The 16,424-nt window shown below is 41.7% G+C and carries 14 protein-coding genes, 2 pseudogenes and 2 other annotated features; of the genes and pseudogenes, 13 read left to right on the top strand and 3 right to left on the bottom strand.

Annotation, left to right across the window (positions count from 1 at the left end; translation table 11 throughout):
* Positions 1-13 precede the first annotated feature (13 nt).
* From LC033_RS01065 to LC033_RS16965, 4 genes and pseudogenes are all read left to right on the top strand, one after another.
* Positions 14-652 carry a TVP38/TMEM64 family protein gene (locus LC033_RS01065; protein WP_226566452.1) on the top strand — a complete coding sequence of 213 codons (639 nt, stop codon included), beginning with the start codon at positions 14-16 and terminating at the stop codon, positions 650-652.
* Between the two features lie 60 nt (positions 653-712).
* Positions 713-1,582 carry a putative sporulation protein YtxC gene (ytxC, locus tag LC033_RS01060; RefSeq protein WP_226566451.1) on the top strand — a complete coding sequence of 290 codons (870 nt, stop codon included), beginning with the start codon at positions 713-715 and terminating at the stop codon, positions 1,580-1,582.
* A gap of 43 nt (positions 1,583-1,625) precedes the next feature.
* Positions 1,626-1,874: a binding site (T-box leader), on the top strand.
* Between the two features lie 45 nt (positions 1,875-1,919).
* Positions 1,920-3,860: a threonine--tRNA ligase gene (thrS, locus tag LC033_RS01055; protein WP_226566450.1), complete on the top strand. Its 1,941-nt coding sequence runs from the start codon at positions 1,920-1,922 to the stop codon at positions 3,858-3,860.
* Between the two features lie 162 nt (positions 3,861-4,022).
* A pseudogene (locus LC033_RS16965) lies at positions 4,023-4,661 on the top strand (methyl-accepting chemotaxis protein); the annotation flags it as partial.
* Between the two features lie 58 nt (positions 4,662-4,719).
* Here LC033_RS16965 and LC033_RS01045 read toward each other — a convergent pair.
* Entirely contained in the window at positions 4,720-5,499 is a 780-nt protein-coding gene (locus LC033_RS01045) for an HAD family hydrolase (RefSeq protein ID WP_226566449.1), read from the bottom strand.
* A gap of 422 nt (positions 5,500-5,921) precedes the next feature.
* Positions 5,922-6,053: a sequence feature (ribosomal protein L20 leader region), on the top strand.
* Between the two features lie 71 nt (positions 6,054-6,124).
* Here LC033_RS01045 and infC point away from each other — a divergent pair.
* The 4 genes and pseudogenes from infC to LC033_RS01020 form a co-directional block, all read left to right on the top strand.
* On the top strand, positions 6,125-6,640 hold the full coding sequence (infC, locus tag LC033_RS01035) for a translation initiation factor IF-3 (protein ID WP_226566546.1): 516 nt from the start codon (positions 6,125-6,127) through the stop codon (positions 6,638-6,640).
* Positions 6,641-6,664: 24 nt separating this feature from the next.
* A complete protein-coding gene (gene rpmI / locus LC033_RS01030; RefSeq protein ID WP_003216324.1) occupies positions 6,665-6,865 on the top strand; it encodes a 50S ribosomal protein L35 in 201 nt (66 codons plus the stop codon).
* 31 nt (positions 6,866-6,896) lie between these two features.
* Positions 6,897-7,256 carry a 50S ribosomal protein L20 gene (gene rplT / locus LC033_RS01025; protein ID WP_007501659.1) on the top strand — a complete coding sequence of 120 codons (360 nt, stop codon included), beginning with the start codon at positions 6,897-6,899 and terminating at the stop codon, positions 7,254-7,256.
* Positions 7,257-7,317: 61 nt separating this feature from the next.
* Positions 7,318-7,529, top strand: a pseudogene (locus LC033_RS01020) (DUF1294 domain-containing protein); the annotation flags it as partial.
* A 45-nt stretch (positions 7,530-7,574) separates the two neighbouring features.
* Here LC033_RS01020 and LC033_RS01015 read toward each other — a convergent pair.
* Positions 7,575-7,979, bottom strand: coding sequence for a sigma-w pathway protein ysdB (locus LC033_RS01015; RefSeq protein WP_226566448.1), 405 nt, complete (start codon positions 7,977-7,979; stop codon positions 7,575-7,577).
* Positions 7,980-8,154: 175 nt separating this feature from the next.
* Between LC033_RS01015 and LC033_RS01010 the strand changes: the two genes are divergently transcribed.
* Positions 8,155-9,243, top strand: coding sequence for a M42 family metallopeptidase (locus tag LC033_RS01010; RefSeq protein WP_226566447.1), 1,089 nt, complete (start codon positions 8,155-8,157; stop codon positions 9,241-9,243).
* Positions 9,244-9,514: 271 nt separating this feature from the next.
* On the top strand, positions 9,515-11,311 hold the full coding sequence (gene cstA, locus LC033_RS01005; protein WP_226566446.1) for a carbon starvation CstA family protein: 1,797 nt from the start codon (positions 9,515-9,517) through the stop codon (positions 11,309-11,311).
* A gap of 48 nt (positions 11,312-11,359) precedes the next feature.
* Here the strand turns inward: cstA and sspI are convergent, their stop codons facing one another.
* Entirely contained in the window at positions 11,360-11,581 is a 222-nt protein-coding gene (gene sspI / locus LC033_RS01000; protein WP_024425725.1) for a small acid-soluble spore protein SspI, read from the bottom strand.
* 113 nt (positions 11,582-11,694) lie between these two features.
* On the opposite strand from sspI, the gene LC033_RS00995 reads away from it, so the two are divergent.
* From LC033_RS00995 to pheT, 3 genes are all read left to right on the top strand, one after another.
* A complete protein-coding gene (locus LC033_RS00995; protein WP_226566445.1) occupies positions 11,695-12,438 on the top strand; it encodes a TrmH family RNA methyltransferase in 744 nt (247 codons plus the stop codon).
* A 371-nt stretch (positions 12,439-12,809) separates the two neighbouring features.
* Positions 12,810-13,844 (top strand): phenylalanine--tRNA ligase subunit alpha, encoded by a 1,035-nt coding sequence (gene pheS, locus LC033_RS00990; protein ID WP_226566444.1) that lies wholly within the window; start codon positions 12,810-12,812, stop codon positions 13,842-13,844.
* A 15-nt stretch (positions 13,845-13,859) separates the two neighbouring features.
* A complete protein-coding gene (gene pheT, locus LC033_RS00985) occupies positions 13,860-16,274 on the top strand; it encodes a phenylalanine--tRNA ligase subunit beta (RefSeq protein ID WP_226566443.1) in 2,415 nt (804 codons plus the stop codon).
* The last annotated feature ends 150 nt before the right edge of the window (positions 16,275-16,424 follow it).

Genomic DNA, 16,424 nt, shown 5'->3' with positions numbered 1-16,424 from the left:
AGGAGCTGATTAGATGAGCAATAGAAAATGGCTTTTCGTTCTCGTGATTGGCGTTCTGATTGCTGCACTATGGTGGCTGAACAAACAGCATCTTCAGCTAGCGCCGAAAGATGTAAAGAATTGGGTACTTCAATTTGGGATGCTGGCCCCCATTGTTTTTCTTTTCTTATCTCTTTTTCGTCCGTTTGTTCTTTTCCCTGTCACCGTCTTCTCCCTAGCAGCAGGTTTGGCTTTTGGCAGTGTACTTGGGACAATTTACGCCCTCATCGGTGCGACAGCGGGCGCAACGGGATCCTTCCTGATTGCTTCAACTTTTCGTTCAAACAAGCATGAAACGGAATCAATCAGCCGGAAGCTACAAGCGGTGACGTCCCGCATTCAGCAGCATGGGTTTCTTTATATTTTGTTATTGCGTATTGCACCCATTCATTTTGACTTTGTCAGCTATGCGGCAGCAGCCTCACATGCAAAATACAGGGCTTTTGCGGTAGCGACCTTTTTAGGGTTAATACCGGGTACGATTGCGTTAAATGTCTTCGGGTCAAGCTTTGTTAGCGGCAATTATGCCGCCTTATCAATCGTCTGCTTGATTTACCTGATCTTTATCTCGGTTCCACTGATTTTAAAAAGAAAGATGCCTGATTTATTTTAGGCGTCTATTTTTTATGTTCACCCCATATATATGTAACAGATGTCGTTAGGGGGGACAAACATGCTTGAAATAATCTTTGAAGATGAATATGATACCGCCGCTTTTTTACATCTTGCTGAACACTTGGACAGTCGGCATCACATTTCAATTCAACAAGGGAAAGACCGGCTTCTCATAGAGGCGAAGGAATCAGAAGAAGCACTTGAGCACATCGTGCGGCCATTACTGGTTGACTTTTTTTTGGAATGCAAAGAAAATGAGCGCATGCGCAGCATCCTTGAAAACACATACTTATTTAAAGATCCTGAAGAGCAGCACCAAATTCTTTCTATCGCCCATAGCATCATGAAAGGGGATATAGAGGATATTCCCGGGATTCATCAAGACCCATCAAGAGAAGTCCTTTTAAAAAAGGAGCTTGAGACGATCTCTTTACAGCAAGGTATTTTTTCAATTAGTTCATTTATGACATTTAGGCTGTCAGAGTATGATCAAAGGCTTAAGAATTATGTCGAGGTGTCCATTGAAGAGTACAAAATGGAACAAGAATATCAGAACTTTATTCAATCACTTCGAGACTATGTGATGGCAAGAGAGCCTAAGCTGGAAAAAGTACATGTCGTGCATCAGGATCGACTAGTGATTTGGGAATTTCGCTACGCTTCTGAGCGTGATCATAAACAATACATAGATAGACAGTTTGTAAGAGAGCATCCAATGTATATTGATTCGCAGCTAATTGCACCGCTTGTATCCATTGCCCCTCAAAAGATAGACCTATTTACAAATGACACAGGTCATTCGATGGTGCAAACCATTCAAAATATTTTTCAAGAAAGAGTTGAGGTGTTCCCGCCTCACTCATTTCAGGAGCAGAATGTCCAATTTGTTCATGACCATTTGCCAAAAAAAAGTGAAAAGCTTTCTTGATTTTCATGAAAAAACGTTTTATAATACGGTGTAACTTCATACAGAGACCGTATTGATAAGGACATGAACAAATGAACACTCGCTTAAAGAGAGGGAAGTTGCGGCTGAAAGCTTCCTAGCAGAGGATCATTTGCTTTACCACCTTTGAACATCAGCTGTGAACTTGTTTAGTAATAGCTGACGGGAATTCCCGTTATCGAACCACAAGCCGTATTTGCTTATCAAAAAGAAAGCTGCAAATACGGGAAAAAGGGTGGAACCACGATTCCGTTTATTCAACCTCGTCCCTTTCCAAGGGGCGGGGTTTTTATATTGTCAAAAAAAGGAGTGACCAGAGATGTCGGAACAAATTCAACTTACATTTCCAGATGGAGCAGTCAAGGAGTTTGACAAAATAACAACAACAGAAGACATTGCGGCATCAATTAGCCCGGGCCTAAAGAAAAAAGCGCTTGCCGGTAAATTAAACGGCAAAGAAATAGATCTGCGTATGCCGCTATTAGAAAGTGGAACAATTGAGATCATCACAGATAAAAGTGAAGAAGCTCTTGATATTATGCGCCACAGCACAGCACATTTACTAGCGCAAGCAATTAAACGCATTTATGGAAAAGAACATCACGTCCAGTTTGGCGTCGGCCCTGTAATCGAAAATGGCTTCTACTACGATGTGGATATCGATGTTGCCATCACGCCTGAAGACTTACCAAAGATTGAAAAAGAAATGAAAAAGATCATTAACAGCAATCTTCCAATTGAGCGTATTGAAGTATCAAGAGAAGAAGCGAAAAAACGCTTCGAAGCGATTGGTGATGAATTGAAGCTTGAACTGTTACAGGCAATTCCAGAAGGCGAAGCCGTCACGATTTATGAGCAGGGTGAATTCTTTGATCTATGCCGCGGGATTCACCTACCATCTACAGGGAAAATCAAAGAGTTCAAACTGTTAAGTCTAGCAGGTGCGTACTGGAGAGGTGACAGTAACAATCAAATGCTACAGAGAATTTATGGGACAGCTTTCTTCAACAAAGATGATTTAAACGAACATTTACGTCTGCTTGAAGAAGCAAAAGAGCGTGATCATCGTAAACTTGGAAAAGAGCTGAAACTGTTTGCGAACTCTCAAAAGGTTGGTCAAGGTCTTCCGCTCTGGCTGCCAAAAGGGGCAACCATCCGACGCGTAATTGAGCGTTACATTGTAGATAAAGAAGTGCGTCTTGGTTATGAGCATGTGTATACACCAGTTCTTGCGAGTGTAGACTTGTATAAAACATCAGGCCACTGGGCGCATTATCAAGAGGATATGTTCCCAGTCATGGAAATGGACAACGAAGAACTTGTCCTTCGTCCAATGAACTGCCCGCACCATATGATGATTTACAAAAATGAACCACATAGCTATCGCGAATTACCAATTCGGATTGCAGAGCTTGGTACAATGCACCGCTATGAAATGTCAGGCGCCTTATCTGGCCTGCAGCGTGTTCGCGGCATGACACTAAACGATGCACATATCTTTGTTCGTCCAGATCAAATCAAAGACGAGTTCATCCGTACAGTTCGCTTAATTGAAGAAGTGTATCAAGACTTCGGCTTAAATGACTACACATTCCGCTTATCTTACCGTGATCCAGAGGATACAGAGAAGTATTTCGACGATGATGGGATGTGGAATAAAGCACAGTCGATGCTGAAGGATGCAATGGACGAGCTTGGCCATGACTACTATGAAGCAGAAGGCGAAGCGGCATTTTATGGACCAAAGCTTGATGTACAAGTCAAGACAGCTCTTGGAAAAGAAGAGACTTTGTCCACTGTACAGCTTGATTTCTTACTCCCAGAGCGCTTCGACCTCACATATATCGGAGAAGATGGAAAGCACCATCGTCCAGTTGTTATTCATAGAGGGGTTGTCTCCACAATGGAACGCTTCGTTGCCTTCTTAATTGAAGAATACAAAGGAGCCCTTCCAACATGGCTGGCACCTGTACAATTCCAAGTCATCCCAGTTTCGCCATCTGTCCATCTAGACTATGCGAAAAAGATCCAAAAACGCTTGCAACTTGAAGGCTTACGTGTCGAGGTTGATAGCCGTGATGAAAAAATTGGGTATAAAATTAGAGAAGCCCAAATGCAAAAGATCCCATACATGCTTGTCGTAGGTGATCAAGAAGCAGAAAATGGCGCAGTCAATGTAAGAAAATACGGTGAACAAGATTCAGAAACAATGGATCTTGAAGATTTTGTCAAACATACAGTAGCAGAAGCGAAAAAATAATTTTTTCAATTAAGTAGCCAGTGTTCTTTCCCCTTGAGACCGCTGGCTTTTTTCTTTATGGAAAAAATCTTTCGCTGGGTGATCCAAGTCCTTGAATGATACGTTTAGGAGGTACAAAAGTACGGGTAAGTATGTACTATTGGTTAGAGAAGTATTGGGGGAATGAAAGCGGTAGCCGTTCTTCGTGCATTGGAGCACTCCCTTGTAATGATTGGATTTGATGTCAAGGTGAGGTACTATGGGTCAACGATATTTTTTCAAAAGCCATGGACGGTCTAAAGAGCATATTACACAAAATGCAAGTTATCAAATGTTTTGGAAGCGTTTAAAAGGGGGAAGTCTTTCAGGAAACAGTGCAGCGGGTTACTAAAACCGGGGATAGATTATACTTGTAGCGACGTATAACTTGTTCGCAATGAAAAGGGAAACCTAGTGGTTGTCGTGAAAGTGGCGACAGATATTGCGGAGAGAGAAAATACGATTAACGGAGCAGGTAGAGTCTATTAGTTCAATTGCTACGTCCATTAATGGCATTGCCTCACAAACTCGGTTGCTCGCATTAAATGCAGCTATAGAAGCTGCACATGGGGGTTCCTGTGGAAATGGCTTTAGTGTGGTGGCGGCTGAAATTCCAAAGCTTGCCACAGATTCAAAAGAAGTCAAGGTAGATCAATATGTGAAGGCAATTCATTTAGAAGTAGAAAAGGTCAGCGGCATCTCGTAAAGCAAGGGAAGAATTCATCAATGTAGGAGAAGCAGCTGCGATTAGACAGGCAAGCCCAAAGTCTAGTGTCAATTGTTTCTCTTGAGAACACAAAAACACCCGATCTCTTCAGGAGAAGGGTGTTTTCTCTAGAATTTACTTTAATATATCAAATAATTCATGCAAGTCTTTGATTTCATAATCTGGCGTTACGTCGGTTTCGTTTTTCTTGGCATGGCGATTGATCCAAACGGTTTGGATGCCTGCAAGGGATGCTCCTAGAATATCAGTTTTTGGATTATCTCCTACCATAATCACATCGTCTTTTGTTATGTTTAATAGCTCAAGGCAGTGCTCAAAGATGCTAGGATCAGGCTTGCCTTTTCCGTAATCTCCTGAAATGACAATTTCATTAAAATAAGGCGCAAGCTCTGGTACACCCGCAAGCTTTTCCTTTTGTAGACTAGGGTCTCCGTTTGTTAAAAGAAGTAATTCATAGCTGCCTTTCAGGCGATTTAAGACAGGATACGTTTCTTCATAGACGTACGGACGTTTTCTGCGCTCTGCTGCAAAGAAATCAGCCAGGTATTGTCCAAATGCCTCATCTTCAATTCCCGCTTTTTTTAGACTATTTGTCCAAGCGTTTTTACGATACTCTGGTGCAAGGGCGTTCAGCTTTTGAAAGCCTTCACTAATCGGTTCACTAAAATTGGACCACAGTCCTTCGAAAGGATTAATTCCGATCATGACAGTATATTCATATGTTTCATAGGAAGAGTACAGTTTTCTTGCTTCTTCACGTACAATCTGTTCAAACGTTTCTGGATCAAGTCCATATTTCTTTTCCGCCTCTCGGCATGTTTTCTGAAAAGTCGTGTGAATGCTTTTTTCATCCCAAAGCAAAGTATCATCTAAATCGAAAAATATGGCTTTCATGATCTTCTCCCTTATTATGTATATATTTACCTTCAATGGCATGTGACAGGCTCATGTTCATTTTACAATAGAAGGTGAAGGCAATAAAGAAAAGATTTGAGAGATATTTGATCATTGACTGCACATGATAGAATAGAAAGGCAGTGGATATAACTTATATCTGAGGTGGCTGATTTGCTTCATTTAATTATCATGATGATTGAGCGACATGAAGCGACAATGGCCAGTATCGCCGTTGTGGTAGGCGTTGTGACCGTTATCGTCATTCCAATTTTTTTGCAATTGATCCTATAAGGACATGATTGCTTGAAAAGTCTTGCCCAAATCGGTTCTAGCATGTTAAAATGAAAAAGTTGTTTCAAGAGTTCGGTTACTTGACGGACAAATGAAAATTGTGTAGAATAGTTAACGAATTGAATAGATATCACAAGCAGAAGCACCCGCTTCTCACCTGATTGACACATGTTTGTAGTTGACAGGTTGACCGTACATTTATTTTTTCATGCAAATGTTCGCAGTGTGGGTGTTTTATATGCCCACACTTTTTGTTTGCCTGTAAAACATACAACGAAATGGTCAAAATGAATTGTGAACTCAATTCAAAATCTCATGGAGGTGGCTCACTATTAGCAAAGATCAATTAGTTAATGAAGGTATTCGTGTACGTGAAGTTCGTTTGATCGGACAAAATGGCGATCAGCTTGGGATTAAATCCCGCCAGGAAGCTCTGGAAATTGCTGCTAAAGCTAATCTTGACCTTGTGTTAGTTGCTGCAAATGCAAAACCACCTGTTTGCCGAATCATGGACTACGGTAAGTTCCGATTCGAACAGCAGAAGAAGGAAAAAGAGGCACGTAAGAATCAAAAAATCATTAGCTTAAAAGAAGTTCGGTTGAGCCCGACAATCGATGAACATGATTTTAACACAAAGCTCCGTAATGCAATCAAATTCCTTGAAAAGGGAGATAAAGTGAAAGCTTCTATCCGCTTTAAAGGCCGTGCGATTACGCATAAAGAAATCGGACAGCGCGTGTTAGACCGTTTCTCTGAAGCTTGCGCTGAAGTAGCAACAGTAGAAACAAAACCTAAGATGGACGGTCGTAGCATGTTCCTTATGCTTGCACCAAAAGTTGAAAAGTAAAGTAACAGAGGGAGGAAACATTCAATGCCAAAAATGAAAACTCACCGCGGATCTGCTAAACGTTTCAAAAAAACAGGTTCTGGTAAACTTAAACGTTCTCATGCATACACAAGTCACTTGTTCGCAAACAAATCTACAAAGCAAAAACGTAAATTGCGTAAGAGCGCAATCGTAAGTGCTGGAGATTTCAAACGTATCAAACAACAACTTGCAAACATTAAGTAATTTGGAATAGGAATCATAGGAGGGAAATACAATGCCAAGAGTAAAAGGCGGAACTGTGTCGCGTCAGCGTCGTAAAAAGGTTCTTAAATTAGCAAAAGGTTATTTCGGTTCAAAACATAGATTATACAAAGTAGCAAACCAACAGGTCATGAAATCTGGAAACTACGCTTTCCGTGACCGTCGTCAGAAAAAACGTGACTTCCGTAAACTATGGATTACTCGTATCAATGCTGCAGCTCGTATGAACGGTCTTTCTTACAGTCGTTTAATGCATGGATTAAAGCTTTCTGGTATCGAAGTCAATCGCAAAATGCTTGCTGACCTTGCTGTGAATGACCTAAATGCATTCAATCAGCTTGCTGATGCTGCAAAAGCACAACTAGACAAGTAAGTTATATAAAAGATCATTCCGTCGAGGGGTGATCTTTTTTCTCATATGTGAGGTAAAAAGAATGAATATCGGTCTGATTGTGCTGGTCATCTTGGTGTTGGCTATGTTTTTTTCCTAATGAGAGAGGATAAACGCCGGGCAAAAGCGCATAAATGGAGAATTTCAGAGGCACACTTATGGAGTGTTGCGGTGCTTTTTGGCGCTGCTGGATCGTTTCCTGGGATGCAGAATTTCCGGCATAAAACAAAGCATGCTGCCTTTCAAATTGGCATTTGTGCAGTTAGATCACAGTTGGATCTGAAAAAGGAGCAGACGCCATTAGGACGGCGTGTCTGCTCCTTTTTTTTGTTTGATTTTTTTGATTGGCTGATCCCAATCAATTTTTGTTTGAGGATACCGCTCGATAATGTTCTTCTCAAGTTTTTCAAAATCTTCTAATGTGAATTCACTTAGTTTCTTAGGTGACTCCGTCCATACGTAAATGGAGTGGACAAACAGAGGATGATCCTTAGAAGGAATATGCTTCTCCCCTTCAAACAAGACACCTTTATAGACGAAATTAAAATTTTTGCGCGCATTTTGTTGTTCGTCCATAAAATAAAAGCCTTCTTTTAATTGTGCTTGTTTCAGCTTTCTTCTCGGATTTGAGAAAAATCTTACCGCCATGTAGAAAATATAGACAAGCAGTGCAACAAGAGCGAGTCTAATGAGGATGACAAACATGACAGGATGCACCTCCAATACCGTTATCTGATGTACTACGAATGAAAAGGCAAAAGGTTTCAACTTTTTTAAAAAATATTTCATTAAACGAAAAATATTCATAAAAAGATCGTATTGAACGAAAGAGGTTTTGTATAATAAGAATGCACCATGAAGATAAAGGAGGATAAATGGAATGACAAAGCTAGATCAAACATTAACTATGCTGAAAGACCTAACGGATGCAAAAGGGATTCCAGGAAATGAACGTGATGTCAAAAAAGTCATGCAGACATACATAGAATCATATGCAGATGAAGTTTCTACAGACCGTCTTGGCAGCTTGATCGCTAAGAAGGAAGGAAATGCAAATGGGCCTAAAATCATGCTGGCCGGTCACTTAGATGAAGTAGGGTTCATGGTGACAAAAATCGATGACAAAGGCTATATTCGTTTTCAAACAGTCGGCGGCTGGTGGTCACAGGTCATGCTGGCACAGCGTGTAACCATTGTGACGAAAAAAGGGGAAATCACAGGTGTGATAGGCTCTAAGCCACCACATGTCTTGTCGCCAGAAGCCCGCAAAAAATCAATTGAGATCACAGATATGTTTATTGATATTGGGGCTTCAAGCAAAGAACAGGCGATGGAGTGGGGCGTGCTGCCTGGAGATCAAATCGTTCCTTACTTTGAATTTACGGTCATGAATGATGAAAAAATGCTCCTTGCAAAAGCATGGGACAACCGTGTGGGCTGTGCAGTTGCAGTTGATGTCATGAAGAATTTACATGATGCTCAGCATGAAAATATCGCTTACAGTGTTGCGACTGTACAAGAGGAAGTAGGATTACGCGGAGCCAAAACAGCAGCTGCTACGATCGAGCCTGAAATTGGATTTGCCATTGATGTTGGTGTAGCAGGAGATACGCCAGGCATCACTGAAAAAGAAGCGACAAGCAAACTTGGTAAAGGACCAACAATCGTAGTATTTGATGCGTCTATGGTATCTCATAAAGGACTTCGTGATTTTGTTGTTCAGACAGCGAATGAATTGAATATCCCTTATCAATATGATTCAATGCCCGGCGGGGGTACAGATGCTGGCGGTATCCATTTAACAGGTCATGGTGTTCCTTCACTATCAATCGGGATTCCAAGTAGGTATATTCATACCCATGCAGCGATGATTCATCGAGATGATTATGAAAATGCAGTGAAGCTTTTAACAGAAGTTATCAAAAGGCTCGATCAAAAAACTGTCGAGCAGATTACGTACGGTTCTTAGTACGAAGGCGCCTTTCCTCAGCATAGAGGAAAGGCCTTTTTGTTACATATGAATTTCCCAGGAAATGAACTCCAGTATTTGGTTGAGTCAAAATAACTTTTTTGACAAATAAAGAAAAATTTTCATTATAAAAATTTTATGGAAGTAGGTAAAGCACCTAAACATTAAATTCTCTATTTTTTGTCAAATTGATTTTAAAAATTAAGAAAAATCAATAAATTTATGCTATATTTATATCATATTATTTTTACAAAACAAAGGGGATGGTTGAATGAATGCGATTACAATTGTGATAGGATCTATGTGTATTTTAGCGATTGCCTATCGTCTCTATGGCACATTTATGATGGTCAAGGTGTTAAAGGTAACAGATGATCATCCTACACCGGCTCATACACTTGAGGACGGGAAAGACTATGTGCCAACAAATAAATGGGTCACCTTTGGACATCACTTCGCTGCGATTGCAGCTGCCGGCCCGTTAGTTGGTCCGATTTTAGCCGCACAATTTGGGTATTTACCAGGTCTCCTTTGGCTTTTAATTGGAGCTGTGATTGGCGGAGCTGTGCATGACCTTGTCGTGTTGTTTGCTTCTATGCGAAAAAAGGGGAAATCACTATCAGAGGTAGCGAAGGAAGAGCTAGGACCTGTTGCAGGATTTTGTACAGGGCTTGCTATGCTATTTATCATTACGATTACGATGGCAGGACTGTCAATGGTTGTGCTTCATGCTTTAGAAAGAAACCCTTGGGGAACATTTGCAGTCGGAATCACCATTCCAATTGCAATGGGGGTAGGTCTTTATTATAAAAAGACAGGCAATTTAAAGCTGGCCACATCTGCGGGATTTATTTTGCTTATGATGGGTGTATTTCTTGGACCAAATATTCAAGGAACGGCACTTGGTGATTTTTTAACACTTGATACAAAAACGCTTGCTCTCGCCCTGCCAATTTATGCATTCTTTGCTGCGGCGCTGCCGGTTTGGCTGCTTTTGGCACCAAGGGACTATTTAAGCAGTTTTATGAAAATTGGTGTCTTCATCGCTCTGATTGCTGGAATCTTTGTCGTCAATCCGACGATTCAATTTCCTGCGTTTACAGAGTTTGTAAATGGAGGAGGGCCTGTTTTAGCTGGTCCTGTCTGGCCATTTATTTCAATTACAATTGCTTGTGGTGCTATTTCTGGTTTCCACGCATTTGTTGGATCAGGGACAACGCCTAAGATGCTAGACCGCTGGAGTGATATGAAGCCTGTAGCGTTTGGTGCAATGTTAGTAGAATGTTTGGTTGGAATTATGGCATTAATAGCCGCCACAGCCCTGCATCCAGGAGATTATTTTGCAATTAACAGTACACCAGAAATGTTCCGAACGCTTGGTATGAGTGTCGAAAGCCTTCCGCAGCTTAGTAAAGAAATTGGACTTGATTTAGAAGGAAGGACAGGTGGAGCCGTTACATTAGCTGTAGGGATGGCGTATATTTTTACGGGAATTCCATTCTTTAGCCATTTGGCGTCTTATTTCTTCCAATTCGTCATTATGTTTGAAGCTGTCTTTATTTTAACAGCTATCGATGCTGGAACGCGTGTGGCACGATATTTGATTCAAGATTTCTTTGGAGAAGCATATAAACCGCTGAAACGAAATGACTGGGTACCTGGTTCAGTGTTTGCAAGTGCGCTTGCCTGTTTTATGTGGGGATACTTGCTTTATTCTGGTGATATCGGATCCATTTGGGCACTGTTTGGGGTCTCAAACCAATTAATGGCCTCAGTAGGCTTAATCATTGGTGCGACGGTTGTTTTGAAAATTGCTGATAAAAGGCGATATATGCTGACTTGTTTAATTCCGCTCGCTTACTTATATGTCACGGTGAATTATGCGGGCTATTGGATGGTGGCCAATGTGTATCTCAATCCTGATGCATCCGGCTACAGTGTACTGAATGCGGTGCTGTCAATTATCATGCTGATCTTAGGATTTGTGATTATTGTGTTTGCGATTAAAAAATGGACCGAGATCTGGCGTAATCCATCGCTAAGGATGGAGGCACCTATCTCTGGGTAAATGAAAACAAAAGCCGGCTTGCTGTGTCACATAGCAAACCGGCATTTTTTATTGCTGTTGCTGAGGCTTTAATCCTTGCTCTAATGTTTCAAGGATTTCATTTTTTTCGTTTTCTGATGCCTCTTGCCAAAGAACCTCGAACAAAACGCCAAGACCTGGCAGCATTTTTTCCTCGCCACTTTGAATGGCATCTAAAATCGTATGTTCAAGCTGCTCTTGATTATGGCCAGTGATGTTTTGAATGACTGCGCCTCTTAAATTGAAATCCATTGCCCACACTCCTTTTTTGATGATAATAGCTCTATTCTGTCTCAAAGACAGGTTTATTATGTAGTGTGCATGAGATATAATAAACTCATGATGTTTAAAGGAGTTAAAGTCGTTTGAAATATATAGAATCAGCTAAAAATGTAAACATTAAACAATGGAAAAAGCTGCATACAAAAAAAGAACGAACAAAAACGGGGCTATTTCTCGTTGAGGGAAAACATTTAGTAGAAGAAGCATTAAAAAGTGGAATTGTGAAGGAGTTAATGGTTACAGTGCCTAACATGCTCCCAGCCGACATCGAGCTTGACATTGATCTGTATGAACTTAGTAAAGAGGCTTTCTCTGTAATGACAGAAACAGAGACATCTCAGCATATCGCAGCGGTTTGTACACTTCCAGTATTTGAAGAAAAGAAGTATGAGCGAATTCTTCTGTTAGATGCAGTGCAGGATCCGGGAAATTTAGGCACACTGATTCGGACAGCAGATGCTGCTGGTCTTGATGCTGTGATCTTAGGAGATGGAACCGTTGATGCCTTTAACGGAAAAACGCTTCGATCAGCACAAGGCTCTCATTTCCACATGCCCATTTTAAAGCAAAGACTTCAACAGGCGATTTCAGCATTCAAGGAGCAAGGTATACCAGTATACGGAAGTGCCTTAAAGGATGCGAAGGAGTATAGACACATAGCGCCAGAAGGTTCGTTTGCGTTAATTGTTGGCAACGAGGGAGCAGGCATTGATCCAGAGATTCTGCAAATGACAGATCAGAATTTATATGTTCCGATGTATGGGAAAGCAGAATCATTAAATGTTGCCGTCGCAGCAGCGGTTCTTGTCTATCATTTGCGTGGATAGTGTTGCATCATCCGCTGAGTTTCATTATAATGAAACTAATATTTTAAAAACGATGATAGAGGAAGATTGTTTCAAGGAGCGGCCTTATAGGGAGAATGCATCGTAGACTGAAAGTGCATTTAAGGAATGCTGAAACAGGAATTCACCTCTGGAGTTGTCACCGGGACTGCAAAATTTGCGTAAAGGTGAACCGGATTCGTTTGATTCCGTTATGTCAATGAAGCTTATTCGCACATGTGTGCTTAACAAGGGTGGTACCGCGACCACAACTCGTCCCTTCTTTATGGAGGGGCGAGTTTTTTTATTGTCTTCAAACGATCAAACAGCCGTTTATCCAGGCGGTTTTGTATATCAAAAGGAGGATTACACTCATGCAAGAAACGTTAAAACAGCTTGAAACAGAGGCGATAGCGAAGGTAGAAGCAGCTCGCTCGCTCAAAGAGGTCAATGACATTCGTGTTCAATATTTAGGGAAAAAAGGGCCAATTACGGAAGTGCTTCGCGGAATGGGCAAACTCTCCGCTGAAGAAAGACCAAAAATGGGTGCACTTGCGAACGAAGTGAGAGAGCAGATTGCGAATGCCATTTCTGAAAAAAATCAACAGCTGGAAGCAGAAGAAGTGAAAAAGAAGCTGGCTTCTCAAACCATTGATGTCACATTGCCAGCAAGTCCAATCAAAACGGGGGCAAGACACCCACTCACGATTGTTGTAGAAGATATTGAAGATTTATTTATTGGAATGGGCTATACCGTTGAGGAAGGCCCTGAGGTGGAAACGGATTACTATAACTTTGAAGCGCTCAATCTTCCAAAGGAACATCCGGCACGTGATATGCAGGACAGCTTCTATATTACCGGAGATACACTGATGAGAACACAAACGTCGCCAGTTCAAGCGCGTACACTTGAGAAATATAAAGGCCAAGGCCCTGTGAAGATCATCTGTCCTGGTAAGGTATATAGACGTGACAGCGATGACGCCACTCACTCACATCAATTCATGCAGATTGAAGGACTAGTGGTGGATCACAATATTAGCATGAGTGATTTAAAAGGAACGCTAGAGACGGTCGCTAAAAAAATGTTTGGTGAGGATCGCGAAATTAGACTGCGCCCAAGCTTCTTCCCATTCACAGAACCCTCTGTTGAAGTAGATGTTTCTTGCTTTAAATGCGGCGGGAAAGGCTGTTCCGTATGTAAAGGAACAGGCTGGATTGAGATTTTAGGTGCAGGGATGGTTCACCCGAATGTACTGAAAATGAGCGGATTTGATCCAGATACTTACCAAGGTTTTGCTTTTGGAATGGGTGTTGAACGTATTGCGATGCTGAAATACGGCATTGATGATATTCGCCATTTCTACACAAATGATATTAGATTCACGAAGCAATTCAAGCAGGACTAAGAGGAGGAAATCAACATGTTTGTTTCATATAGATGGTTAGAAGACTATGTCGATTTAGAAGGCATGCAGCCGGATGAATTAGCAGAGAAAATCACAAGAAGCGGTATTGAAGTGGAAGCAATTGCGTATAAAGGTGAAGGCATCAAGGGTGTTGTCGTTGGACACGTCATTGAGCGTGAACAGCATCCGAATGCGGATAAATTAAACAAATGTCTTGTTGATATCGGAGAAGACTCACCTGTGCAAATTATTTGCGGGGCTCCGAATGTGGATAAAGGACAACATGTCGCAGTTGCAACTGTTGGAGCAGTCCTGCCAGGGAACTTCAAAATTAAAAAAGCAAAGCTGCGCGGCGAAGAGTCCCATGGCATGATTTGCTCTCTGCAAGAATTAGGAGTAGAAAGTAAGCTCGTATCGAAGGAATATGCAGAAGGGATTTTTGTTTTTCCGAATGATGTGAAACCAGGAGAAGATGCCCTTCAGGCGCTTCAATTAGATGATGCGGTACTGGAGCTTGGATTAACGCCAAATCGTGCCGATGCCCTCAATATGCTAGGTGTGGCTTATGAGGTAGCAGCGATTTTAGGGAGAGAAATCAAACTGCCTGATACAACACATGAAGCTTCTTCGGAAAAAGCAGCAGACTATATTTCTGTCAACATTGAGGACCAAGAAGCGAATCCGCTTTACGCAGCGAAGATCATTAAACATGTAAAAATTGGGCCTGCTCCGCTTTGGATGCAAACAAGACTGATGAATGCAGGCATTCGCCCAATTAACAACGTCGTGGATATTACGAACTATGTGCTGCTTGAATACGGTCAGCCTCTTCATGCATTTGATTATGACCGCTTCGGTTCAAAGCAAGTGGTCGTACGTAAAGCGGCTGAGAACGAAGTGATTCAAACACTGGATGATCAAGAGCGCACATTGTCATCAAAGCATCTTGTCATTACAAATGGCACGAAAGCACACGCTGTAGCAGGTGTCATGGGCGGTCTTGAATCAGAGGTGTGCGATGAGACAACGACGATCCTGTTAGAAGCGGCTTATTTTAATGGTCAAACAGTCCGTCAAGCATCTAGAGACTTAGGGCTTCGCAGTGAATCAAGCACACGATTTGAAAAAGGACTAGATCCGCAGCGTGTAAAGTCAGCAGCAGAAAGAGCAGCACAATTGATCAGCGTCTATGCAGGCGGTGAAGTGCTAAGTGGCACTGTCGAGGAAAATCACATTGAAGCAAGCATGAATGTGATCCATGTATCAACTGATCGTGTAAACAAAGTGTTAGGAATGAGCATTTCAAAAGAAGATATGATTCATATTTTCAATAAGTTAGGCTTTACAGTAGGTGAATCAAATGACGTTCTTGTCGTGACGGTTCCTTCTCGCAGAATGGATATTACGATTGAAGAAGACCTTATTGAAGAAGTGGCACGATTATACGGCTACGATAATATTCCTTCTACACTACCTGCGACAGCTGGCACAGTTGGTGGCCTCACGTCATACCAAGTGAAGCGCAGAAAGGTGAGACGTTTCTTAGAGGGGGCAGGGCTTTCACAAGCGATTACATATTCATTAACGAATCAGCATAAGTCCACAGCCTTTGCATTGCATCCAGCTTATGAAACAAGGCTTTCACTGCCAATGAGTGAAGAACGCAGTGTGCTAAGACAAAGTCTTTTGCCGAATTTACTCGATTCTCTTGCCTATAACTTGGCGAGACAAGCTGATTCCTTTGCATTTTATGAAACGGGTTCTGTTTTCTTAGCAGAAGCTGAAGGCACCAAGCCAGTGGAGAAAGAGCATGTGGCTGGTGCGATTACAGGCCTATGGCATAAAAATATTTGGCAGGGTGAGAAAAAAGCCGTTGATTTTTATCTAGCGAAGGGAATTGCGGAAGGGCTGTTTGAAAAGCTTGGTGTAGCAGAGCAAGTCACATATGTTCAAGCAGAGCGTGAGGGTCTTCACCCAGGACGTACAGCAGATGTTCACTTAAATGGAAAGGTGATTGGCTTTGTTGCGGCACTCCACCCGATCGCTGAAAAGGAATTAGATCTAAAAGAAACGTATGTATTCGAATTTGATTTAACAGATGTTATGACGTCTGAAACAGAGGATATGAAATATACGGCGATTCCAAGATTCCCTGCTGTGACAAGAGATATTGCGCTTGTCGTCGATCAGCATATTTCAAGTGGACAGTTGGAGCGGGTCATCTATGAAGCAGGCGGCCGTTTACTGACAGACCTTTCCGTCTTTGACGTGTATGAGGGGGAACATATGGAAGAAGGCAAGAAATCTGTTGCATTCTCTCTGCAATATTTAAATCCAGAACAAACATTGACAGAGGAAGAAGTCACGGCTGTTCATACAAAAGTATTAAAAGCATTAGAAGATACGTATCAAGCCGTCTTGCGCAGATAAAGAAAAGAGCTATGGCCTCGGGACTGACCCTCTAAGATGAGACAAATAAAAAACACCTTCAAGTTTGAAAACGGACCGTTGTGATCCGAAATAAAACATGGAGGTGTTTTTTCTATGGGGACAAGAGTGAGTTATCCAGTTGAAGTCAAA

Source organism: Bacillus stratosphericus, assembly GCF_020524495.1.
Lineage (GTDB): Bacteria > Bacillota > Bacilli > Bacillales > Bacillaceae > Bacillus > Bacillus stratosphericus_B.
Note: the sequence above shows the minus strand (reverse complement) of the source record. Positions and strands in the feature narration are given on the sequence as shown.

What these genes read in the sequence shown, in the direction of transcription:
- pheS (WP_226566444.1), top strand. Translation starts at nt 12,810, where the DNA reads ATGCAAGAAACGTTAAAACAGCTTGAAACAGAGGCGATAGCGAAGGTA.
- thrS (WP_226566450.1), top strand. Translation starts at nt 1,920, where the DNA reads ATGTCGGAACAAATTCAACTTACATTTCCAGATGGAGCAGTCAAGGAG.
- rplT (WP_007501659.1), top strand. Translation starts at nt 6,897, where the DNA reads ATGCCAAGAGTAAAAGGCGGAACTGTGTCGCGTCAGCGTCGTAAAAAG.
- cstA (WP_226566446.1), top strand. Translation starts at nt 9,515, where the DNA reads ATGAATGCGATTACAATTGTGATAGGATCTATGTGTATTTTAGCGATT.
- LC033_RS01045 (WP_226566449.1), bottom strand. Translation starts at nt 5,499, where the DNA reads ATGAAAGCCATATTTTTCGATTTAGATGATACTTTGCTTTGGGATGAA.
- LC033_RS01010 (WP_226566447.1), top strand. Translation starts at nt 8,155, where the DNA reads ATGACAAAGCTAGATCAAACATTAACTATGCTGAAAGACCTAACGGAT.
- pheT (WP_226566443.1), top strand. Translation starts at nt 13,860, where the DNA reads ATGTTTGTTTCATATAGATGGTTAGAAGACTATGTCGATTTAGAAGGC.
- sspI (WP_024425725.1), bottom strand. Translation starts at nt 11,581, where the DNA reads ATGGATTTCAATTTAAGAGGCGCAGTCATTCAAAACATCACTGGCCAT.
- ytxC (WP_226566451.1), top strand. Translation starts at nt 713, where the DNA reads ATGCTTGAAATAATCTTTGAAGATGAATATGATACCGCCGCTTTTTTA.
- rpmI (WP_003216324.1), top strand. Translation starts at nt 6,665, where the DNA reads ATGCCAAAAATGAAAACTCACCGCGGATCTGCTAAACGTTTCAAAAAA.
- LC033_RS01015 (WP_226566448.1), bottom strand. Translation starts at nt 7,979, where the DNA reads ATGTTTGTCATCCTCATTAGACTCGCTCTTGTTGCACTGCTTGTCTAT.
- LC033_RS01065 (WP_226566452.1), top strand. Translation starts at nt 14, where the DNA reads ATGAGCAATAGAAAATGGCTTTTCGTTCTCGTGATTGGCGTTCTGATT.